Source organism: Kribbella sp. NPDC054772, assembly GCF_053611945.1.
In genome coordinates this window covers 39,818-59,617 of the sequence record NZ_JBSHBJ010000007.1, presented here as the reverse complement: position 1 = coordinate 59,617, position 19,800 = coordinate 39,818, and the positions used below count along the sequence as shown (strand labels likewise).

Annotated in this window: 20 protein-coding genes; 12 read left to right on the top strand and 8 right to left on the bottom strand. The window is 69.1% G+C overall.

The features are described from left to right. Nucleotides 1-7 precede the first annotated feature (7 nt). A complete protein-coding gene (locus ACWGID_RS14050) occupies nucleotides 8-1,549 on the bottom strand; it encodes an MFS transporter (RefSeq protein ID WP_452196852.1) in 1,542 nt (513 codons plus the stop codon). 184 nt (nucleotides 1,550-1,733) lie between these two features. On the opposite strand from ACWGID_RS14050, the gene ACWGID_RS14045 reads away from it, so the two are divergent. Further along, on the top strand, nucleotides 1,734-2,462 hold the full coding sequence (locus tag ACWGID_RS14045; RefSeq protein ID WP_452196851.1) for a TetR/AcrR family transcriptional regulator: 729 nt from the start codon (nucleotides 1,734-1,736) through the stop codon (nucleotides 2,460-2,462). Here ACWGID_RS14045 and ACWGID_RS14040 read toward each other — a convergent pair whose 3' ends face one another. Both ACWGID_RS14040 and larE read right to left on the bottom strand, forming a co-directional pair. After that, entirely contained in the window at nucleotides 2,463-2,846 is a 384-nt protein-coding gene (locus ACWGID_RS14040; RefSeq protein WP_452196850.1) for a cold-shock protein, read from the bottom strand. It abuts the gene before it with no gap. A gap of 131 nt (nucleotides 2,847-2,977) precedes the next feature. Further along, on the bottom strand, nucleotides 2,978-4,453 hold the full coding sequence (larE, locus tag ACWGID_RS14035; protein WP_452196849.1) for an ATP-dependent sacrificial sulfur transferase LarE: 1,476 nt from the start codon (nucleotides 4,451-4,453) through the stop codon (nucleotides 2,978-2,980). Nucleotides 4,454-4,564: 111 nt separating this feature from the next. Here larE and ACWGID_RS14030 point away from each other — a divergent pair, with 111 nt between their 5' ends. From ACWGID_RS14030 to ACWGID_RS14020, 3 genes are all read left to right on the top strand, one after another. After that, on the top strand, nucleotides 4,565-5,488 hold the full coding sequence (locus ACWGID_RS14030) for a TauD/TfdA dioxygenase family protein (protein WP_452196848.1): 924 nt from the start codon (nucleotides 4,565-4,567) through the stop codon (nucleotides 5,486-5,488). A 62-nt stretch (nucleotides 5,489-5,550) separates the two neighbouring features. After that, nucleotides 5,551-6,144 carry a TetR family transcriptional regulator gene (locus tag ACWGID_RS14025; RefSeq protein WP_452196847.1) on the top strand — a complete coding sequence of 198 codons (594 nt, stop codon included), beginning with the start codon at nucleotides 5,551-5,553 and terminating at the stop codon, nucleotides 6,142-6,144. After that, nucleotides 6,141-7,088: a R2-like ligand-binding oxidase gene (locus ACWGID_RS14020; protein WP_452196846.1), complete on the top strand. Its 948-nt coding sequence runs from the start codon at nucleotides 6,141-6,143 to the stop codon at nucleotides 7,086-7,088. Before ACWGID_RS14025 ends, ACWGID_RS14020 begins: the two co-directional genes overlap by 4 nt. On the opposite strand, the gene ACWGID_RS14015 is transcribed toward ACWGID_RS14020, so the two are convergent. Further along, on the bottom strand, nucleotides 7,062-8,225 hold the full coding sequence (locus ACWGID_RS14015) for an MFS transporter (protein WP_452196845.1): 1,164 nt from the start codon (nucleotides 8,223-8,225) through the stop codon (nucleotides 7,062-7,064). The two genes, ACWGID_RS14020 and ACWGID_RS14015, sit on opposite strands and share 27 nt — an antisense overlap. A gap of 88 nt (nucleotides 8,226-8,313) precedes the next feature. Here ACWGID_RS14015 and ACWGID_RS14010 point away from each other — a divergent pair, with 88 nt between their 5' ends. After that, the gene (locus tag ACWGID_RS14010) at nucleotides 8,314-9,192 is read left to right on the top strand and encodes a LysR family transcriptional regulator (protein WP_452196844.1); all 879 of its coding nucleotides are present in this window, start codon (nucleotides 8,314-8,316) and stop codon (nucleotides 9,190-9,192) included. Between the two features lie 112 nt (nucleotides 9,193-9,304). Here the strand turns inward: ACWGID_RS14010 and ACWGID_RS14005 are convergent, their stop codons facing one another. After that, nucleotides 9,305-9,727, bottom strand: a complete 423-nt coding sequence (locus ACWGID_RS14005; RefSeq protein ID WP_452196843.1) for a winged helix-turn-helix transcriptional regulator — start codon at nucleotides 9,725-9,727, stop codon at nucleotides 9,305-9,307. Between the two features lie 50 nt (nucleotides 9,728-9,777). On the opposite strand from ACWGID_RS14005, the gene ACWGID_RS14000 reads away from it, so the two are divergent. Continuing rightward, nucleotides 9,778-10,929, top strand: coding sequence for an MFS transporter (locus ACWGID_RS14000; protein WP_452196842.1), 1,152 nt, complete (start codon nucleotides 9,778-9,780; stop codon nucleotides 10,927-10,929). On the opposite strand, the gene ACWGID_RS13995 is transcribed toward ACWGID_RS14000, so the two are convergent. Continuing rightward, entirely contained in the window at nucleotides 10,865-12,487 is a 1,623-nt protein-coding gene (locus tag ACWGID_RS13995) for an AMP-binding protein (RefSeq protein ID WP_452196841.1), read from the bottom strand. The genes ACWGID_RS14000 and ACWGID_RS13995 overlap by 65 nt on opposite strands. Before the next feature lie 208 nt (nucleotides 12,488-12,695). Between ACWGID_RS13995 and ACWGID_RS13990 the strand changes: the two genes are divergently transcribed. From ACWGID_RS13990 to ACWGID_RS13975, 4 genes are read left to right on the top strand one after another with little or no spacing between them, the layout of a single operon-like run. Then, the gene (locus tag ACWGID_RS13990; protein WP_452196840.1) at nucleotides 12,696-14,159 is read left to right on the top strand and encodes a restriction endonuclease; all 1,464 of its coding nucleotides are present in this window, start codon (nucleotides 12,696-12,698) and stop codon (nucleotides 14,157-14,159) included. Between the two features lie 22 nt (nucleotides 14,160-14,181). Further along, nucleotides 14,182-14,802, top strand: a complete 621-nt coding sequence (locus ACWGID_RS13985) for an SIMPL domain-containing protein (RefSeq protein WP_452196839.1) — start codon at nucleotides 14,182-14,184, stop codon at nucleotides 14,800-14,802. Between the two features lie 60 nt (nucleotides 14,803-14,862). Further along, complete coding sequence (locus ACWGID_RS13980) at nucleotides 14,863-16,098, top strand: Nramp family divalent metal transporter (RefSeq protein WP_452196838.1); 1,236 nt, start codon at nucleotides 14,863-14,865, stop codon at nucleotides 16,096-16,098. Between the two features lie 19 nt (nucleotides 16,099-16,117). After that, nucleotides 16,118-16,894, top strand: coding sequence for a metallophosphoesterase (locus ACWGID_RS13975; protein ID WP_452196837.1), 777 nt, complete (start codon nucleotides 16,118-16,120; stop codon nucleotides 16,892-16,894). On the opposite strand, the gene ACWGID_RS13970 is transcribed toward ACWGID_RS13975, so the two are convergent. After that, nucleotides 16,859-17,431 (bottom strand): TetR/AcrR family transcriptional regulator, encoded by a 573-nt coding sequence (locus ACWGID_RS13970; RefSeq protein ID WP_452196836.1) that lies wholly within the window; start codon nucleotides 17,429-17,431, stop codon nucleotides 16,859-16,861. The two genes, ACWGID_RS13975 and ACWGID_RS13970, sit on opposite strands and share 36 nt — an antisense overlap. A 93-nt stretch (nucleotides 17,432-17,524) precedes the next feature. Here ACWGID_RS13970 and ACWGID_RS13965 point away from each other — a divergent pair, with 93 nt between their 5' ends. Both ACWGID_RS13965 and ACWGID_RS13960 read left to right on the top strand, forming a co-directional pair. Next, nucleotides 17,525-18,598, top strand: coding sequence for a saccharopine dehydrogenase NADP-binding domain-containing protein (locus ACWGID_RS13965; RefSeq protein ID WP_452196835.1), 1,074 nt, complete (start codon nucleotides 17,525-17,527; stop codon nucleotides 18,596-18,598). A 24-nt stretch (nucleotides 18,599-18,622) separates the two neighbouring features. After that, on the top strand, nucleotides 18,623-18,997 hold the full coding sequence (locus ACWGID_RS13960) for a DUF427 domain-containing protein (RefSeq protein ID WP_452196834.1): 375 nt from the start codon (nucleotides 18,623-18,625) through the stop codon (nucleotides 18,995-18,997). Here the strand turns inward: ACWGID_RS13960 and ACWGID_RS13955 are convergent. Further along, complete coding sequence (locus ACWGID_RS13955; RefSeq protein ID WP_452196833.1) at nucleotides 18,987-19,757, bottom strand: alpha/beta fold hydrolase; 771 nt, start codon at nucleotides 19,755-19,757, stop codon at nucleotides 18,987-18,989. The genes ACWGID_RS13960 and ACWGID_RS13955 overlap by 11 nt on opposite strands. Nucleotides 19,758-19,800 lie beyond the last annotated feature (43 nt).

Below are 19,800 nucleotides of genomic sequence, written 5' to 3'. Positions count from 1 at the left end.
ATCGGTTTCAGGATGCGCTGACTAGTTCAGCCTCCTCGGCGGCCGGCTCCTCGGCGGGGGCAGTCCCGCGGAGGGTGAGGGTGGCGGTGACCGCGGTGACCAGCAGGAGCACGGTCCCGACGAGCGCGACCACGTTCATGCTGTGGGTGAAGGCGTGCTGCGCGGTGGTCAGGACGGTGCCGGCCAGTTCCGCCGGCAGGTGGGACGCCGCCGCGGTCGCGGCCGGCAGGCCCTCGCGAACCGGTGCGGCGACGCCCGCTGGCAGGTTCGACGGGAGGTCGGCGCGGTAAGCCGCCGTACCGATCGAGCCGAGGACCGCGATCCCGAGCGCGCCACCGAACTCCGAGCAGGTCTCCATCACCGCGGACGCGGACCCGGCCCGCTCCGGAGCGACCGAACCGACGACGGCCTCGGTGACCAAGGTCATCACCATCACCAGGCCGGCGGCCAGCAGACCGGCTCCGGTCAGCGGCACGGCCAGCGACGAGTCGGGGTGCACCTGGGTCAGGACGCCGTACCCCGAAGCCGCGAGGACGAAGGCACCGCCGATCACGTACGCCCGGTCCATCTTGTTGGCCAGCGCGGTGGCCAGCGGCGCCGCGCCACCGACCAGCACCGACGGCGCCAGCGACCACAGTGCGGCCTTCAGCGGGCTCAGGCCGTGCACCAGCTGCAGGTACTGGGTGAGGAACACCGCGTTGCCGACCAGCGCCAGGGTGCCGACAGTGTTCGCGGCCAGCGACCCGCTGAACGCCCGGTTCCGGAACATCGCCAGCTCGACCATCGGGTGCGCCGCGGTCCGCTGCCGCTGCACGAACAGCGCTCCGAAGATCAGCCCGGCCACGATCGCCACCACCGGCAGCGTGGAAACACCGTTCGCAGCGATTTCTTTAATCCCCCAGATGACCGGAAGCACGGCGGCCAGCGACAGCACCGAACCCAGCAGATCGAAGCGTCCACGGGCCGCGGTCTTGAACTCGGGCAGCAGAATCGGCGCGAGAATCAGCAGCAGAACCATCGCCGGGGTGTTGATCAGGAACACCGAACCCCACCAGAAGTGCTCCAGCAGGAACCCACCGAGCACCGGGCCGAGGGTGATCCCGCCCATCATCACCGCGCTCCAGAACGCGATCGCCTTCGACCGCTGCTTGGCGTCGTGGAACATGTTCCGGATCAGGGCCAAGGTCGAGGGCATCAGCGTCGCACCGCCGATCCCGAGCAGCGCTCGAGCCGCGATCAACTGTTCCGGGCTCTGCGCGTACGCCGCGGCGAGCGAGGCGACGCCGAACCCGATCGCGCCGAGGATCAGCAGCCGGCGGCGGCCGATCCGGTCACCGAGCGAGCCCATGGTGATCAGCAGACCGGCGAGGACGAACCCGTAGATGTCGAAGATCCACAGCTGCTCGGTCGCGTTCACCCCGAGGTCCGCGCTGATGAACGGAACCGCGAAGTACAGGACCGAGACGTCCATCGAGACCAGCAGCAGCGGCAGTGCGAGCACGCCGAGCGCGATCCATTCCTTGCGGCCCGCCCGTTCGGTGGTCCCCATGATGCCCCTCCGGTTTATCTGTCTACGCCGCACACTGTGTGCGCCATACACAGACCATAGGACATGACTGTCTATGTTGTAAACAGATAGGATCCAAGGGAAGACGGCCTCGCTCCGCTCGGCGGTGGAGAGGGAGAAAAGACGGCCTCGCTCCGCTCGGCGGTGGGAGGGAAGGGTGGAGACCATGGACGAGAGCGAACTGCCGCGGGTGCTTCAGCAGCTCTGGGGGATCGAGGGGCGGTCGCGGCCGGGGCCGAAGCCGGCGTTCCAGGTGAGCGACATCGGGCGCGCGGCGATCAAGCTCGCGGACGCGGGCGGGCTGGGCGCGCTGTCGATGAGCAAGGTCGCCGCCGAGCTCGGCGTCACCACGATGGCGCTCTACCGGTACGTCGAGGCCAAGGACGACCTGTACGTCGTGATGCTCGACCAGGCGTTCGGACTGCCACCCGAGGCGAGCGACGGGCAAGACTGGCGGGACCGCATCACCGCCTGGGCGACCGCGTTCCAGGCCGCGTTGCTGGCGCATCCGTGGATCCTGCAGGTGCCGGTGGTCGAGCCGCCGCTGTCACCCAACCAGCTGGTCTGGATGGAGGAGGGCCTGCGCGCGTTCGCGAACACACCGCTGACGCCGGGTGACCGGATGTCGGCGATGCTGCTGGTGAACATCTACGTCCGCGGCACCACCGGACTGAGCGCGAGCATGCTGAGCATGCCGCCGGACGAGGCCGCGGCGGCCGGCGAGCGGTACGTCCGCCGGCTGCGGGGCCTGGCCACGCCGGACCGGTTCCCGACCATCGCGGCCGGGCTCGACGAGCCGATGGATTACGTCGACAACGACCCGTCGGAGTTCTACTTCGGCCTCACTACAGTGCTCGACGGCATCGAATCCTTGATCAACCGCCGCAGCAGTTGATCAGACGTCGAGTTTGTCCGCGACGCCGCGCAGGACCGTCGCGACCTGGCGGGCGGACTTGTTGTCGGGCTGGCGGCCGCGGCGGTAGCCCTCGCCGAGGCGGTCGAGGAGCTTGATCAGGTCCTCGATGACGACCTGCATGTCCTCCGGCTTCGGCCGCATCGCCTTCGCCACCGACGGCGGCGGGTCGATCAGCCGGACCTGCAGGGCCTGCTCGCCCTTGCGGCCCTCGACGACGCCGAACTCGACCTTCTGCCCCGGCTTCAGGTTGGTCACACCGGACGGCAAGGCCTCGGCGCGGACGTAGACGTCCCCGCCCTCCTCCTTGCTGAGGAATCCGAACCCCTTGTCGGAGTCATACCACTTCACCTTGCCAACGGGCACGGGAAACCTCTTCAGTCGTCAATCGTTCGGAAGCCCATCGGACCGTGAAGTCCGATCGGAAACCCAGCGTACGTGAACCTGCGCGACGGCGCCTCCGGGAAACTACCTGATCGAGCAGCCTCCCCGCATCCCTACAAATTCCGGTACTTGTCGGGCTCCGAAAGCCGCTCGTTCATCGACCCGGACCGGAACCCGCGCGGGTCGACCTGCGCGGCCGCGAACCCTTCCGCCACCACGGCATCCACCAGCGTCTGCTGGTCGATCCGGTCGAGCAAAGCGGCGTCGATCTCGATCGACGCACTCTCCCCCAGGTCCCGCACGCGCACGTTCTGGACGTCGTACGCCGTCAGCTGCGCACGCACCGCCTGCTCGGCGCGATCGACGCGGACGAGCAGGTTCGGGGTGATCCGGATGCCGTACGCGATCCGGCTGGACAGACAGGCGGCGGCCGGCTTGTCCGAGGTCTCGAGACCCCAGCTGCGCGACGCCGTACGGATCTGGGCCTTGGTCAGCCGCGCGTCCTTCAGCGGGGTCAGCGCACCGCGCTCGTGGGCCGCGCGGATGCCGGGCCGGAAACCGGCGATCGCGTCGTCGGCGTTCGTCCCGGTCGCGATCGCGGTGATACCGAACTCGTCGGCGATCGGTTGCAGCGTCTCGATCAGTTCGGCCTTGCAGAAGTAGCAGCGGGCCCCCGAGTTCGCCTGGTAACCCTCGCGCTCCATCTCGTGCGTGTGCGGGGTGACATGCCGTACGCCGATCCCGTCCGCGAACCGCGCCGCCGGCTCCAGCTCGGCCGCCGGCAACGACGGCGAGATCGCAGTCGCCGCAACGACATTGGCCGCGCCGATCGCTCGCGCGGCAGCCGCCAGCAGGAACGCCGAGTCGGCGCCACCGCTGAACGCGACGACCATCGTGTCGTACGTCGACAGCCGCCGCATCAACGCTTCCAGCCGCTGCTCGAGCACATACGCGTCAAGCCACGCCGGGAACTCGGTCAGATCGTTCAGTACGACGTCGGCGCCGTACGCCCGCAGCTCGTCGGCCGTGAACGGACCGGTCGCCACCGACACCGCGACCGCACCGGCGGCGTGTGCACCGTCGATGTCGGCGGTGTGATCACCGACGTAGATCGTGGCCCGGTGCTCGCGGAGCGCCGTACCCTTCTCGGCTCCGTGCAGGTCACCGACGGGCTCGTCGACGTCCAGGCCGAGGTGCTCGAGGTGCAGCCGGACCGACGGCGTGTACTTCGCGGACACCACCATCGTCCGCCCGCGCAGCGCCCGGATCGCGGCCAGCGACTCGGCCACGCCGGGCAGCGGCAGGCTGCCCGTGATCGCGTGCGACGGGTAGTGCTCGCGGTACCGCGACACCATCGCGTCGACCTGCTCCGGCGGGAACCAGTTCGCCATCTCCCAGGTCAGCGGCGGGCCGAGCCGGCTCACCACCAGGTCGGTGTCGATGGCGACGCCGGTCTCCGCGGCCAGCAGGTCCCAGACGGCCTGGATCCCTGGCCGAGAGTCGATCAGCGTCATGTCGAGGTCGAAGCCGACCACCAACTCCGGGACGTCGGCGGTGTCGGGGGCGGGTTCAAGAGCGGCGGCTGACACGTCCCCCACACTACGTGACCCGTCACCGACACGGTCTCGCATCCCGAAACAGACCCTATGTCTACTAAATCGGTCGGATTATGGGAGATCACCGACCGTGAGGGAGCAGTCATGACAGCGCAACTGGAAGCACCGGAGATCACCGTCGACAAGGCCGGCGGCGCGCTCGGCGCCGTGATCGGGAACGTCCGGCTCGGGGGCGACCTCGCGCCGCCGACCGTCGCCGCGATCCGGCAGGCGTTGCTCGACCACAAGGTGATCTTCTTCCGCGAGCAGCACCACCTCGACGACGCCGGCCAGCTGGCGTTCGCGCGCCTGCTCGGCACGCCGACCCTCGCGCACCCGACCTCGAAGAGCCTCGACGGCGCGGCCGAGGTACTGCCGATCGACTCCGACTACAGCAAGGCGAACAGCTGGCACACCGACGTCACGTTCGTCGACCGTGTGCCCGCGATCAGCCTGCTCCGCGCGGTCACGCTGCCGGCGTACGGCGGTGGGACGACGTGGGCCAACACCGTCCGCGCGTACGCCCAACTGCCCGAGTCGCTCAAGGCCCTGGTCGACCGACTGTGGGCCGTGCACAGCAACGTGTACGACTACGCCGGCCATGCGGACGAGGGCCGGATCGGCGGGGTCGACGTGAAGTTCGAGGAGCACCACAAACAGTTCGAGTCGAAGCTGTTCGAGACCGAGCACCCGGTGGTCCGCGTGCATCCCGAGACCGGTGAGCGGGCGTTCGTCCTCGGGCACTTCGTCCGCCGCTTCGTGGGCCTCAGCAGCACCGAGACGAGCGCGCTGTTCCAGCTCCTGCAGAACCGGATCACCAACCTCGACAACACCGTCCGCTGGCAGTGGCAGCCGGGCGACCTGGCGATCTGGGACAACCGCGCCACCCAGCACTTCGGCGTCGCCGACTATGACGACCTGCCGCGCCGCCTGCACCGGATCACGCTCGCCGGCGACGTCCCGGTGAGCGTCGACGGCGTCCGCAGTACGCCGCGATCGGGTGACGCCTCGCACTACTCCAGCATTTGACAAACGAAGACACGATGTCCGAACACTTGACACCGGAGACGATTTTGTAAACCCTCGTCCCCATGGACTCGTTTGCCGATCGGACCAAACGCCGGCTCCACGACGAGCTGCTCGACGCCGCACAGGACGCCATCGAAACAGGTGGGTACGACGGACTTCGGATGGCCGAGGTAGCCCGTCGTACCGGGGTGTCCCGCCAGACCGTGTACAACGAGTTCGGCGACAAGTGGGGCGTACTGGAAGCCGTCGCGGCGCGCGAGACCGAACGGTTCCTGCTGGATGTGAACGCGGCGCTCGCCGAGGAGTCCGACCCGATCGACGGCCTGCGGGCCGCGGTCGAGCGGGCCCTCACGCTGGCCGGGGAGAACCCGCTGGTGAAGGCGGCGCTGAGCCAGCCGGGATCGGACCAGGCCAGTCAGCTGCTGACCACACGGGGGCAGCAGGTGCTGGAACTGGCACACCTCCGGCTGGATGCCCATGTCAGGGAGCACTGGCCGGAGGTCCCAGCCGAGGACGCGACCAGTTGCGTCGACGTCGCGTTACGCGTCGTCCTGAGCCACATTGTCACGCCGGGCCCTCCCCCGGCGGTGGTGGCCGCGCAACTGGCTCGCGTCCTCTCTCCGTTCCTGTCCGAGACGAGGAGGCAGCACGTATGAACGAACTGCACCGTAAGGGTTTCAGCTCGCTGCGGTCCGGTGGCCTGAACTGGGACGCGCTGCCCCTGCGTCTGTTCGACAAGGGCAACCGCAAGTTCTGGAACCCGCGCGACATCGACTTCAGCCAGGACGCCAAGGACTGGCAGGAGCTGGGCGACAACGACAAGGACAACGCGTTGATGCTCTGCTCGCAGTTCATCGCGGGCGAGGAGGCGGTGACCGAGGATCTACAGCCGTTCCTGCAGGCGATGGCCGCCGAGGGCCGGTTCGGCGACGAGATGTACCTGACCCAGTTCTGCTTCGAGGAGGCCAAGCACACCGCGGTCTTCCGGCTCTGGCTGGACGCGGTCGGCGTCACCGAGGACCTGCACCGGTACGTCGAGAACAACCCGGGGTACCGCGCGATCTTCTACGAGGCGCTGCCGGTCGCGCTGAAGTCGCTCGCCGACGACCCGTCGCCGGCCAACCAGGTCCGGGCGTCGGTGACCTACAACCACGTGGTGGAAGGGACTCTGGCCCTCACCGGGTACCACGCGTGGAACCTGCTCTGCACGTCGCGCGGCGTCCTGCCCGGCATGCAGGAACTGATCCGCCGGATCGGCGACGACGAGCGGCGGCACATGGCGTGGGGCACGTTCACCTGCCGCCGGCACGTCGCCGGTGACGCGTCGAACTGGAAGGTCGTCACGGACACGATGGAGGAGCTCCTCCCGCACGCGTTGACGCAGATCCAGTGGGCTCTCGACAACTCGCCGGAACTCCCGCCGGAGATCAGCCCGACGGCGTTGATGACGTACGCCGGTGATCGCGCGACCCGCCGCCTCGGCGCGATCGAGTCGGCGGTCGGCGCGGACGTGGCCGGGATCGATCTCGACTACTCGCCGGAGAAGCTCGAGGACACCTTCGGCGACGAGGACTCAGCCGCGCTGGCGGCGGTTCGCTAACAGGACCAGCAGGGCGGCGGTTGCCAGCGTTGCGGGCAGCCAGGTGACGGTCGTCGTACCAAGGTGATCGGCGACCTGGCCGCCGGCGAAGGCACCCAGGGCGATGGATCCGTTGTAGGTCCCGACGAGGACGGCGGAGGATGCTTCGGGCGCGGTGGGTGCCGCGGCATGTCCCCACGCTTGCGTGCTGACCGTCGTCCCGCCGTACGCGAGGCCCCAGATCACCAGCAGGACAAGGGATCCGGCGAGGGTGGTGCCGACGACGGGCAGGGCGAAGGCGGTCAACGCGATGCCGGCTGCGATGAGGGTCAGGGCGCGGGCCGGGCGGAGAGCGCCGGTGAGGAAGTTGCCGATGACACCGGCCACGCCGTACGCGAGCAGCAGGGTGCCGATCAGTGCAGGGCCCGTGTGCGGTTCGAGGAGCGGACGGACATAGGTGTACGCCGCGAAGTGGCCGGTCACGATGAGCCCGACGAGCACCAGACCGACGCGCACCTGCTTGACCTGCAGCACCTTCGCCACGTCGTTGAAGCGCACTGCTTTCTCGGCGGCCAGTGGCGGTAGGTAGATGGTCAGCGCGGCAGCCAGTGCGATGGACAGCAGCCCGACACCCGCGAAGGCCCAGCGCCAGCCGACAAGCTCGCCGACGTACGCGCCGGCCGGAATCCCCAGTACAGAAGCGATTCCGATCCCGCTGAAGATGAGCGACGTCGCGGGACCGGACGCATGCGCAGGTACGACGCGACGCGCGAGGCCGACCGTGAACAGCCAGACGCCGCCGATCGAGATCCCCATCAACACCCGGCCGCTGACGAAGACGGAGTACGCCGGGGCGATCGCGGCGAGGAAGCCGGCCGCGGCGAGCAGGAGCATCAGGCCGATCAGCACCGTGCGGCGGTCGAGTTTGCCGAGCAGCAGCGGGAGGACGGGCGCGGCGATCGCGGAGACGACGCCGGTGACGGTGAGGCTCAGGCCGGCGGTTCCTTCGGTGACATGCAGGGCGTCGCTCATCGGGGTCAGCAGGCCGACCGGCAGCATCTCGGCGGTCACCACGGTGAACACGGTCGCGGCCATCGTCACGGACGCGGCCCAGGCCCGCGCGCCGGAGACCGGCTGGTCGACGCAGATCGTTGTCATGTCACCAGTGAGCGGCTCAGCGGTGGTCCCGAACAACGGCGATCTGGTCATCCTTGTATTAGCTGAGCTAATCGATGACCCTGGACCCATGGCCGTCGAGATCCGCGAACTCGAGTGTTTCCTCGTCCTCGCCGACGAACTCCACTTCGGCCGCACGGCGGAACGCCTCTACCTCTCGCAAAGCCGAGTCAGCCAACTACTCCAGGCACTCGAACGCCGAATCGGCGGCCCGCTGTTCGAGCGAACCAGCCGGCGAGTGGCGCTGACCCCGCTGGGCAAGGAGCTGGTGACGTCCCTGCGCCCGGCGTACGCGGCACTGGAGCGGGTCGTCGAGAACGCCCGCGAGTACGCCGCGTGCGTCCAGGGGAAGCTGAAGATCGGGTTCCAGGGTGCGGCGAGCGACGAGATCCTCGCCGCGGTTTCGGCCTTCCAGGCGCGCAATCCGAACTGCCTGATCGATGTCTGCGAGCTGCCGCTGAACGATCCGTTCGGCGCTCTTCGCCGCGGCACGATCGACGCTGCCGTCGTACTGCTGCCGGTCGCCGAGGATGACCTGGTCGTCGGTCCGGTCTTCTCGCGCCACCCGCAAACCCTCGCGGTCTGCGAGCGGCATCGGCTCGCCGGGCGGGACTCGGTCGACGCGGAGGACCTGGCCGGCGAAACCCTGATCGCGTTCGCCGGGCCTGCGCCCGACTACTGGCGGCAGGCCCAGGCTCCGACGCAGACACCCGGCGGCGCACTCATCCACCGCGGGCCCGACGTCAACACCCTTCAGGAAGGCATCTCGCTGATCGCCGCCAACCGCGGCGCGATGATCATCTGCCGCCCCACCGCCGACCTCAACGGCCGCGCCGGCATCGTCACCGTCCCCCTCACCGGCCTCCCCGACTCCGCCCTCACCCTGATCTGGCGCCGCGGCGAACAAACCCCGTCAGTCAAAGCCTTCGCCGAACACCTGCGGGACTAGACGCGCGATCGGCAGCTCGACAGGAGGTGTCGGTCGGCCAGGTAGTGCACCTGAGCGTGATTGGTGTTCCGTGTACAGCGTCTCGCCTGTGCTCTACCTGTCGAGCTGCCGGTCAGACCTTGTGGACCTCGGTGTCGGACGGGGTGATTGGGCGGCCGTCGGCGGCGTGTACTTCGAGGGGGCGTAGCCGTAGGTGGTCGCGGCGGTCCAGGAGGACTGAGTGGTCCTCGCCCGGCTCGAAGGCGAAAGCCTCGCCCCATTGGCGGAGGGCGACGATCACGGGGAAGAGCGCCTCACCCTTGGCGGTCAGGACGTAGTCGGGGCCGGTGTGGTCGAGGATGCCGTTGTCGACCAGTGCGCGGAGCCGCGAGCTGAGGATGTTCTTCGCGACGCCGAGGCTGCGCTGGAAGTCGCCGAACCGGCGGCTGCCGTCGAAGGCGTCGCGGACGATCAGCAGCGACCACCAGTCGCCGACCGCGTCCACCGACCGCGCGACCGGGCAGCTCTCACCGTCGAATCTCGTGCGCTTGACCACTCCACACCTCCTGGTTGCAATATGCTACCAACTCCTCCTACGGTAGCAAGATGCAACCAAACAGGCTGTTCCTCGCGCTGACGGCCGGGGTCGCGGTCGCCACGGTGTACTTCGCCCAGCCGCTGCTCGTGACGATCGGCGGCGACCTCGGGATCGCCCCCGGAACGGTCGGAGTGTTCGTGACGGTCACCCAGGCCGGGTACGGGCTCGGCCTGTTCTTCCTGGTACCGCTGGGCGATCTGCTCGATCGGCGGCGCCTGATCAAGGTCCAGTTCGCCCTGCTGGCCGCGGCGCTGCTAGCGACCGGGTTGGCGAGGAACTCCGCGATGCTGCTCCTCGGCCTCGCCGCGGTCGGCGCCCTCGCCGTCGTCACCCAGTCCCTCGTCGCCTTCGGCGCGTCGATGAGCGACCCCGCCGAACGCGGCCGCACCGTCGGAACCATCACCAGCGGCATCGTGATCGGCATCCTGCTGGCCCGCACGACGTCGGGAATCCTCACCGACCTCCTCGGTTGGCGATCCGTCTACCTGATCGCCTGCGCCGTCTGCCTCGCCATCGCCGCCGCTTTCGCTCCCGCCAGACCGCGTCCCGCGAGCAACCTCACCTACCGCGCGGTGCTGCGATCCACCGCCGGGCTATGGCGGGAGCCGTTGTTCCGTGAGAGCGCGGTCCGCGCGTTCTTCGTCTTCGCGTCGTTCAGCACCCTGTGGACCTCGATCGCGCTGCCGCTCACCGAACGCGGCCTGTCGCACACCGAGATCGGTGCGTTCGGCCTGATCGGCGCGGCCGGCGCGCTCGCCGCCGGACCGGCCGGGCGGCTGGCCGATCGTGGCCACGGCCGGGCCGTCAGGATCGCCGCTTCGGTGCTCTTGGCAACGAGTTGGCTGGCGACGTCGCAGTCCCTGGTGGGGCTCGCGATCGGAGCGGTGCTGCTCGATCTCGCCGTACAGGCTGTGCACGTCACCAACCAGAGCCTGATCTACCGGCCGGACGCCGGCAGCCGGCTGATCGGTGGCTACATGGTGTTCTACTCGCTGGGCAGCGGCGTCGGCGCGATCGCCTCGACCGCGTTGTACGAGCGGGCCGGGTGGTCCGCGGTGTGCGGACTCGGCGCCGTGTTCGGGATCGGCAGCCTGATCAGTTCAGTCCGAGGAGCTCGACGGACTTCTCACGCATCTCGACCTTGCGAATCTTGCCCGTGACGGTCATCGGGAAGTCGTCCACCAGCAGCACGTACTTCGGGATCTTGAAGTGCGCGAGCCGGCCGTTCGCGAAGGCCCGGACGGCGTCCGCGTCCAGCGGGTCCGAGCCGGGCTTGAGCTTGATCCAGGCGCAAAGTTCCTCGCCGTACTTCTCGTCGGGGACACCAATGACCTGGACGTCGGCGATCGACGGGTGGGTGTAGAGGAACTCCTCGATCTCCCGCGGGTACACGTTCTCGCCACCGCGGATCACCATGTCCTTGATCCGGCCGACGATCTTCACGTACCCGTCCTCGCGCATCGTCGCGAGATCGCCGGTGTGCATCCAGCGGGCCCGGTCGATCGCCTCCGCGGTCTTCTCCGGCTCGTCCCAGTACCCGAGCATCACGGAGTACCCGCGGGTGCACAGCTCGCCGGTCCCGCCGCGCGGGACGACCAGGCCGGTGGCCGGGTCGACGAGCTTCACCTCGACGTGCGGCAGCACCCGCCCGACAGTCGACGTACGGCGGTCCAGGTCGTCGTCGCGGCGGGTCTGAGTGGACACCGGCGACGTCTCGGTCATGCCGTAGCAGATCGCGACCTCGGCCATGTGCATGTCGGCGACGCAGCGCTTCATCACCTCGATCGGGCACGGCGATCCGGCCATCACCCCGGTTCGCAACGAGCTCAGGTCGTACCCCGAGAAGTCCGGCAGCCCGAGCTCGGCGATGAACATCGTTGGTACGCCGTACAACCCGGTGCACCGCTCGTCCTGGACGGCCTGCAACGTGGCGGCCGGGTCGAACGCCGGCCCCGGGATCACCATGCAGGCACCGTGGGTGGTGCAGCCGAGGTTGCCCATCACCATGCCGAAGCAGTGGTAGAAGGGCACCGGGATGCAGAGCCGGTCCTCGGGAGTGAACGCGATCGTCTCGGTGACGAAGAAGCCGTTGTTCAGGATGTTGTGGTGGCTGAGTGTCGCGCCCTTCGGGAACCCCGTCGTACCGCTGGTGTACTGGATGTTGATCGGGTCGTCGAAGGACAGCTCGGACTCGCGGGCGTTCAGGGCCTCGACGGTGATCCGGCTCGCGTCGTCGCGGAGCGCGTCCCAGTCGCCGGTGCCGAGGTAGACGGTCTCCTCGAGCGCGGCGCAGTCCGGGCGCACCTCGTCGATCATCGCGCGGTAGTCGCTGGCCTTGAAGGCGGTCGCGGACACCAGCAGCCGGACGCCTGACTGGTTCAGCGCGTACGCCAGTTCGTGGGTGCGGTACGCCGGGTTGATGTTCACCAGGATCGCGCCCATCAAAGCGGTCGCGTACTGCGTGATCGTCCACTCGGCCTGGTTCGGGGCCCAGATGCCGACCCGGTCACCTTGCGCGATCCCCCGCGCCATCAGGCCGCGCGCCACCAGCTCCACCTCGGCGCCGAACTCGTCGTACGTCCAGCGCCTTCCGGTCTGGACCTCGACCAGCGCCTCTCGATCGCCGTACGCCGCGATCGTCCGTCTGAGGTTCTGGCCGATCGTCTCGCCCAGCAACGGAACCTCGGACACCCCGGACGCGTACGACGGCAGGCTCATCAAGTCATCGTCACCTGCGCCGGATGCGCCTGCAAGTGCACGTGCGGCAGGAAACAGGGGCCCTCTTTCTTCGTTCCCCTGAACCGAGCACCTGCACGTGCGGCAGGAAACAGGGGGTGGACGGCAAGCAATGTCCTCTCCAACTCTCCGTCATCGCCGTCGCGGAGCGTGGTTGGACCGTTACATTGGAGCTGAGAGGTGTGAGGCGATGGGCCGATCCATGGAAGGTCACGCCCGCAGCGACCGTCCGCCGCGTCGATCCGCCGAAGCGGCGCAACGTACCGCTGCGGTACAGGAGCGCGTCGGAACCCTGGGCACCGTCCTGGCCGACGCGCTCGCCATCGACATACACGGTGCCGATCTACAGACCCTGAAGCGGGCTCCGCGCCGGGCTCCGCCGACCGTGTCACCGGCCGATCTCGAGGCGCATCCCGGACCTGTCTGGGATGCGTTCGTACCTCACCCGCCGGGCAGGTTCCGCTGGTGGGGCGCCGAGCGCCGGTTCGCGCGTCGACTCGCCGACGCGGAGGACCGGTTCGCGGAGGCGATCGAGCGGCACCGGGCCGCCGAGGAGACCCGCCGTACGCGGGTGGCCAAGGCGCTGCGGGAGCAGGTCGAGCACCAGCGCCGGCTCGACGAGGCGACCGCGGAGCAGCATGCGCGGGTCGACGCGTACCAGCGCGCGGTGGAGAACCACGACCGGGCCGCCGTGACCCGCTACTTCACCAAGGCGCTGGACCGCGTACCCGAGCCGTTGGACTTCCCACGCCGGCGCAAGGTCGGGTACGTGCCCGAGTCGACGTTGTTGGCGCTCGAGTGGGACCTCCCGGATGTCACTGCGGTCCCTGCCGAGGCGTCGTACCGCTATGACCGTGACGTCGACGCAGTGCTCGCCGTACTGCGGGATCCGCAGGAACTGCGGCGGCTCTACCAACAGCTGGTCGCCCAGCTCGCGCTGCGGGCGCTGCACCTGGTCTTCGGCAGTGACAGGTACGGCGTGGTCGACACGGTCGTGTTCAACGGGATGGTCGAGTCCGTGGATCTCACCACCGGTCAGACCGTGCGGCCGTGCCTCATCACCTTGCGGGCAACGCGGGAGCAGTACCAGGCGCTGGTGATGGATCAGCTCGATCCGGTGGCCTGTGTCCGGCACTTCTTCGCCGCAGAGGTGTCACGGCACCCGGAGGAGCTGCAGCCAGTGGAGCCGGTGCTGGAGTTCGACCTGACCGACCCACGCGCTGTCGAAGCGGTCGACGTGATCAGTGAGATCGACGCCCGGCCCAATCTGCTGGAGCTGAGTGCGGAGTCCTTCGAACACCTCGTACACAACCTGCTCACCCGGATGGGCCTGGAGGCGCAGCTGTTTCGGCGCGGGACGGACGGTGGGATCGACTGCGTGGCTTACGATCCCCGGCCGATCACCGGTGGGAAGTTCGTCGTCCAGGCCAAGCTCTGGACCCGCACCGTGCCGCCTTCCGCCGTACGCGACCTGTTCGGCACTGTGGTGGACGCCGGCGCCACCAAGGGCATCCTGATCACCACCTCCGGTTTCGGACCGACCAGCTACCAGTTCGCCAACGGCAAACCCATCCAGCTCATCGACGGCACAGCACTGCTGTCGCTCTGCCACCTCCACGACATCCCCGCTCGCATCATCCGCCGCGCCAGTTGAGCGGGATGCCAGACTGGCCGCCATGGATACTGGGGTGACTGTTGTCGGGTCAGGACAGGTCAGTGGGGCGCCGGATGTGCTGCGGGCGACATTCGGGGTCGAGTCGTTCGCACCGGACGTGGCGAGTGCGGTGGCGCGGGTCGGTGAGCTCACGGAGGCGGTGACCGCAGCTCTGCGTGGACGCGGCGTCGTGGAGTCGCAGCTCGGCACCAGCGCCGTCAACGTGTTCCAGCACTTCCGTGAGCCCGGGGTTGACGTGGGGTTCCAGGCGTCACACATGATCCAGGTCGAGACGAAGGACCTCACCGGGTTCGGAGCGCTGCTGAACGCGGCGGTCGATGCTGCGGGCAACAGTCTGACCCTGAACGGGCTGCAGTTCGACATCGAGGACAAGTCCGGCCTGCTGACCCAGGCACGGGAACTCGCTTTCCAGCAGGCGCGGACGAAGGCCGAGCACCTGGCCACGCTGGCCGGCTTCGCACTGGGCTCGGTCACCGCGATCGCAGAGACCCAGAACGCGTTTCCGATCCGGTACGCCGCGTCCGCCGCGGGCCGGAAGGCGAACCTCGACGCCTCGATCAACGTCACCCCGGGCGACAGCAGCGTCGAGGTCACCCTGGAAGTGCACTTCAGCTGGGCGTAAGGCCCGTCTCAAAAGCGGAACAAGGGTTGCGTTGTCGGTGCCTTCGTAGAGACTTCTCTCATGTATGCACCGGCGCCGCTGCGGCGGCAACTGAGCCGGTCCGGGCTGTTACTGCTCGGACCGGCGTTCGTTGCTGCAGTTGCGTACGTCGACCCGGGCAACTTCGCGACCAACATCGCCGCGGGGGCGACGTACGGCTACTTGCTGTGCTGGGTCGTCGTCGGCGCGAACCTGATGGCCGTCCTGGTGCAGTACCTCGCGGCCAAGGCGAGTATCGCCACCGGGCGGACCCTGCCGCAGCTCTGCCGTGACCATTTCAAACGCTCGACGTCAACCGGACTGTGGGCGCAGGCCGAGATCGTCGCGGTCGCGACCGACCTGGCCGAGGTCGTCGGCGGTGCGATCGCGCTGAACCTGCTGTTCCACGTCCCACTGCTGCTCGGCGGAGCGATCACCGGCGTCGTCTCGTTCGCCTTGCTGATCTACCAGTCGAAGCGCGGGCAACGGCCGTTCGAGGCCGCGATCATCGGACTGCTGGCCGTCGTACTGATCGGCTTCGTGGTGTCGACGGCTAAGGCTGACCCGTCGGCGAGTGGCGTGGTCAGCGGTCTGGTGCCCCGCCTGGACGGGACCGAGTCCCTGGTGCTGGCGGCCGGCATGCTCGGCGCGACCGTGATGCCGCACGCCATCTGGCTGCACGGCGCCCTGGTCACCGACCGGCACTGGAAGAGCATCCGGTCCGACGAAGGCAAGTCCCGGGTACTACGGGCCACCCGCCTGGACGTAGCCGTCGCGATGGCGCTGGCCGGCGCGGTCAACCTGGCGATGGTCGTCCTCGCCGCCGCCTCCCTCAAGGGCACCGGCGCCGACTCGCTCGACGCCGCCCACTCCGCGATCGGTGTCCGGCTCGGAGAGTTCCCGGCCCTGCTGTTCGCGCTCGCCCTGCTGGCCAGCGGATTCGCCTCCTCCTCGGTCGGGACGTACGCCGGGTCGGTGATCCTGGACGGGTTCTGGCAGCGCCGCGTCCCGCTGGCAGCCCGACGGCTGATCACGCTGGTGCCCGCCCTGCTGGTGCTCGCGATCGGCATCGACCCGAGCCGGGCGCTGGTGGTTTCCCAGGTGGTGCTGAGCTTCGGCATCCCGTGCGCGTTGTGGCCGTTGGTGAGATTGACCGCTTCCCGGCGCGTCATGGGTGACCTCGTCAACCGTCGGGCGACTACTCTCGCCGCATGCCTGGTAGCCACCGCCGTCACGGCCCTGAACGTCGTACTGATCGTGCTGACCATTCGGGGATGACATGACGCGGGTGTTCGCCGTGAGCGACGTCCACGGCCACCTGGAGAAACTGACCGCCGCCCTGCACGCCGCCGGCCTCACCGATGCCGACGGCAACTGGGCCGCCGCGGACGCCCGACTGTGGTTCCTCGGCGACTTCTTCGACCGCGGCCCGGACGGCATCGGCGTCCTCCGCTACGTGCGCGGCCTGATCGACCAGGCACCGGACGACGCGGTCCGGATGCTGCTCGGCAACCACGAGATCCTCGCGCTCGGGATGCACAAGTTCGGCGACACCTTCGTCCCGCACGACGGCATCACCATGCGCAGCTTCGAGCGGTCCTGGGCTCTGAACGGCGGCCAGGACCGCGACCAGGAGCTGCTCACCGACGAGGAAGTGGCCTGGCTGCTCGACCGGCCGATGCTCGCGCTGGACGCCGGCCATCTGCTGATGCACTCCGACACCGCCGAGTACGTCGAGTGGGGCGACACGATCGACCAGATCAACACTGCCGCCCGCGCCGAGCTGCACTCCGACGACATCGAGGTCTGGTGGGAGATCTGGCGCCGCACAACCTCCCGGTACGCGTTCCGCGGCGCGAGCGGTCCGGAGGTGGCCCGGATCATGCTGCAGCACCTCGGCGGCCACCGGATCGTGCACGGGCACAGCATCGTCGCCGACCAGCTCGGGATCGACCCACAGTTCCTGACCGGCCCGCACCTGTACGCCGATGGGCTCGCGCTGGGGATCGACGGTGGCGCCTTCGACGGCGGACCGTGCCTAGTCGTCGAGCTGGAAGAGTTCACCACCGAGTGACCCGCTGACGGCATCGAGGCAGGACCGGAAGGTCCGCTGCCCGCCACCGTCGATCCACCGGCTGAACGCGTTCTGGAACACGACCGACCCCACCTGCGCCACCAGCGCGGCGTCGTCGGGCGACAACCCACGCTCCTCGAGCCCATCGCGCAGAGCGGCGGTCACCGAGGCCATCTTGGTCCGCTCTCGCTCCTGCAGTTCCGGGCTGGCCGCGATCACTTCCCGCCGTACGTCGGTGTCCTCGGCGAGATCGACCAGGAGCTCGCCGACGGTCGCGGCGGCCTGCAGTACGGCGGGCCACGGCGCGACCGTGGGGTCGACGGCGCGGATCGCGTCGGTCACCGCGGCGGGCAGGCGCTCGGAGCCGGCGAACAGGACCTCGCGCTTGTCCGGGAAGTAGCGGAAGTACGAGCGCCGGGTCAGGCCGGCGTGCTCGGCGATCTGGTTGACCGTCACCGCGTCGTACCCGTGTGCGGCGTACAGCTCGAGCGCGGCCTTCCGCAGCCGCTGCTCCGCACCGGGGTCCCATCGCGCCATGCCCGGAGTCTAGCAATCGCGATGTCTCAGAGTGTCATCGACGTGCTATCGTCGCAGTGATGACACCCTGAGACATCAGACCGAGGAGCACGCATGGCCATCTGGATTCTTGGCGCCACCGGGCGGACCGGACGCGAGATCGCCGCCCAGGTCGCGGCCCGAGGAGGTACGCCGGTGCTCGTCGGGCGGAATGCCGAGCGGCTGCGCAAGACCGCCGCGGAGGTAGGGCTGGGCGACGCCGAGGTGATCGAGACTGCGGACGCGGCGGCCGAGATCGCGCGGCGCCGGCCGGCCGTCGTGGTGAACACGATCGGTGGGTACGCCGAGACCGCCGTACCGATCGCCCGGGCCTGTCTGCCGGGCGGACATTACGTTGACCTGGCCAACGATCTGGTCGCGATGCCGCGGTTGCTCGCACTGCACGACGAGGCCGTGGCGGCGGGCAGCACGTTCGTGACCGGCGCCGGGTTCGGGGTGCTCGGGACCGAGGCGGTGGTCGCGCTGTTGTGTGCGGATCGGGCGACGCCTCGCGACGTACGGGTGGATGCGTTGCCGTCGGTCGCGATCGAGGGTGGGCAGCTGGGCGAGGCGTTGGCGCAGTCGATCGTGTCGGGGCTGACGACGGGCGGACTGCGGTACGAGGACGGTCGGCGGGTCCCGACGCGGCTGGCGGCCGACCCGCGGGTGCATGCGCTGCCGGATGGCCAGACGGCGAAGTCCGCGGGCGGTCCGACGGGCGAGCTGCTGGCGGCGCAGCTCGCGAGTGGTGCACCGAACGTCGTGGCGACGTCCGGACTCGTCCCGTCGGCGCCTGCGGTGCGGGCGATCCTGCCAGTGGCAGGTGCGCTGTTGAGGATCCCGGCGTTGCGACGGTTCGCCGTACGGCGGATGGCGGCGGCCGAGTTCAAGCCGGCTCCGCGACCGCGCGAGCACTCGTGGGGTCATGCGGTCGTGACGTGGCCGGACGGTACGACGCGGGAGGCGTGGCTGCGGACCGGGGACGCGATGGAGTTCACCGCGAACGCCACCGCGGAGACAGCAGTCCGACTGGCTCGCGGCGACGGCCGGCCCGGCGCGTACACCCCGGCCGGTGCCCTAGGCGCCGAGCTCGCGGAAGCCGCGGGGGCAACGTTCGTCACCAGTCACCAACATCCGGGAATGGGATGAGAGGTGGCTGGGTTGTCAGCAGTTATGGCGGAGAAGACTGTGAAGATCCCCGGGCCGGACCATCCGATCACCGTGGGAAAGAACCCGGACCGCGTGGTCGTGAAGGTCGGCGACCGGGTCGTCGCGGACACCCGCGACGCGCTGTCGCTGCAGGAGGCGAGCTATCCGGCGGTGCAGTACATCCCGCGCAAGGACGTCGACTTCACGCAGCTCGAGCGCACCGAGCGCCACACCTACTGCCCGTACAAGGGCGACGCGTCGTACTACAACGTCCTCCCCGCCGGGGCGGACGGGGCGAACGCGGTCTGGACCTACGAGGCGCCGTACGACGCAGTCGCCGACATCCGCGACCACGTCGCCTTCTACCCGGACAAGGTGTCGATCGAGATCATCGCCTGAGAAAGTCAGCCACCACAGGGGCGAGCACCTCGGGGGCGACCGCGTGGTGCTGGTCCTTGAGTTCGGTGAGGGCGGCGTTCGGGAGGATCGAGACGATGCGGTGCGCCGCGTCGATCATGAACGGCGCCGTCGCGGTGCCGGCCAGGACGAGCGTCTCGGGCTTGACCGTGCGGAGCAGCTCGACCGGCGTACCCGTGCCGTTCAGGCCGTGCCCCATGACGGCGAAGTCGTAGGCGAGCGTCGGCGCGAGATCGGCCAGACCGGGAGTGGCCGCCCACTGCAGCGCCTGGGGCTTCGGCATGCCCGTCATCATCAGGAACAGCTCGACCGCCTCCAGGTTGCGCCCCTCCCGGATCCGTTCGAGCACCTCGTCCCCACCGTCCGACGGGTCGACGTCGTCCGGTCCGTACGGCGGCTCGTGCAGCACGACCTTCGTGAACGGCAGTCCGGTGCTTGCCGCGATCGCCGCGAGCCCGGCGCCGGACGAGTGCCCGTAGATGGCCGCCGTACCGCCGAGGGCCGTGACCAGGGCGGCGATGTCCTCCACCTCGCGCTGCACGCCGTACGGCGTACCCGCGCCGGAGTCACCGCGGCCGCGCCGGTCGTAGGTGACCACGTCGTACTCGCTCGCCAGCTCGTCGGCGAGCGGCCGGAACGACTGCCGGTCGCACAGCGCCCCGCCCACCAGGATCACCGGCTGTCCGCTGCCCAGGCGGTCGTAGGCGATCGTCGTACCGTCCGCGGACGTCACGTTCTGCATCTGTTGCTCCTCGGTCGTGTTAGCTGACACGTGGTACGTCGGA

Bases quoted from the DNA above. Each gene is read 5' to 3' on its own strand.
- ACWGID_RS14015 (WP_452196845.1), bottom strand. From the start codon at position 8,225: ATGACAACGATCTGCGTCGACCAGCCGGTCTCCGGCGCGCGGGCCTGG.
- ACWGID_RS13960 (WP_452196834.1), top strand. From the start codon at position 18,623: ATGGCGGAGAAGACTGTGAAGATCCCCGGGCCGGACCATCCGATCACC.
- ACWGID_RS13955 (WP_452196833.1), bottom strand. From the start codon at position 19,757: ATGCAGAACGTGACGTCCGCGGACGGTACGACGATCGCCTACGACCGC.
- ACWGID_RS14025 (WP_452196847.1), top strand. From the start codon at position 5,551: ATGGACTCGTTTGCCGATCGGACCAAACGCCGGCTCCACGACGAGCTG.
- ACWGID_RS13985 (WP_452196839.1), top strand. From the start codon at position 14,182: ATGGATACTGGGGTGACTGTTGTCGGGTCAGGACAGGTCAGTGGGGCG.
- ACWGID_RS14050 (WP_452196852.1), bottom strand. From the start codon at position 1,549: ATGGGGACCACCGAACGGGCGGGCCGCAAGGAATGGATCGCGCTCGGC.
- ACWGID_RS13990 (WP_452196840.1), top strand. From the start codon at position 12,696: ATGGGCCGATCCATGGAAGGTCACGCCCGCAGCGACCGTCCGCCGCGT.
- ACWGID_RS13970 (WP_452196836.1), bottom strand. From the start codon at position 17,431: ATGGCGCGATGGGACCCCGGTGCGGAGCAGCGGCTGCGGAAGGCCGCG.
- ACWGID_RS14000 (WP_452196842.1), top strand. From the start codon at position 9,778: ATGCAACCAAACAGGCTGTTCCTCGCGCTGACGGCCGGGGTCGCGGTC.
- ACWGID_RS13995 (WP_452196841.1), bottom strand. From the start codon at position 12,487: ATGAGCCTGCCGTCGTACGCGTCCGGGGTGTCCGAGGTTCCGTTGCTG.
- ACWGID_RS14045 (WP_452196851.1), top strand. From the start codon at position 1,734: ATGGACGAGAGCGAACTGCCGCGGGTGCTTCAGCAGCTCTGGGGGATC.
- ACWGID_RS14030 (WP_452196848.1), top strand. From the start codon at position 4,565: ATGACAGCGCAACTGGAAGCACCGGAGATCACCGTCGACAAGGCCGGC.
- ACWGID_RS13980 (WP_452196838.1), top strand. From the start codon at position 14,863: ATGTATGCACCGGCGCCGCTGCGGCGGCAACTGAGCCGGTCCGGGCTG.
- ACWGID_RS14010 (WP_452196844.1), top strand. From the start codon at position 8,314: ATGGCCGTCGAGATCCGCGAACTCGAGTGTTTCCTCGTCCTCGCCGAC.
- ACWGID_RS14020 (WP_452196846.1), top strand. From the start codon at position 6,141: ATGAACGAACTGCACCGTAAGGGTTTCAGCTCGCTGCGGTCCGGTGGC.
- ACWGID_RS13965 (WP_452196835.1), top strand. From the start codon at position 17,525: ATGGCCATCTGGATTCTTGGCGCCACCGGGCGGACCGGACGCGAGATC.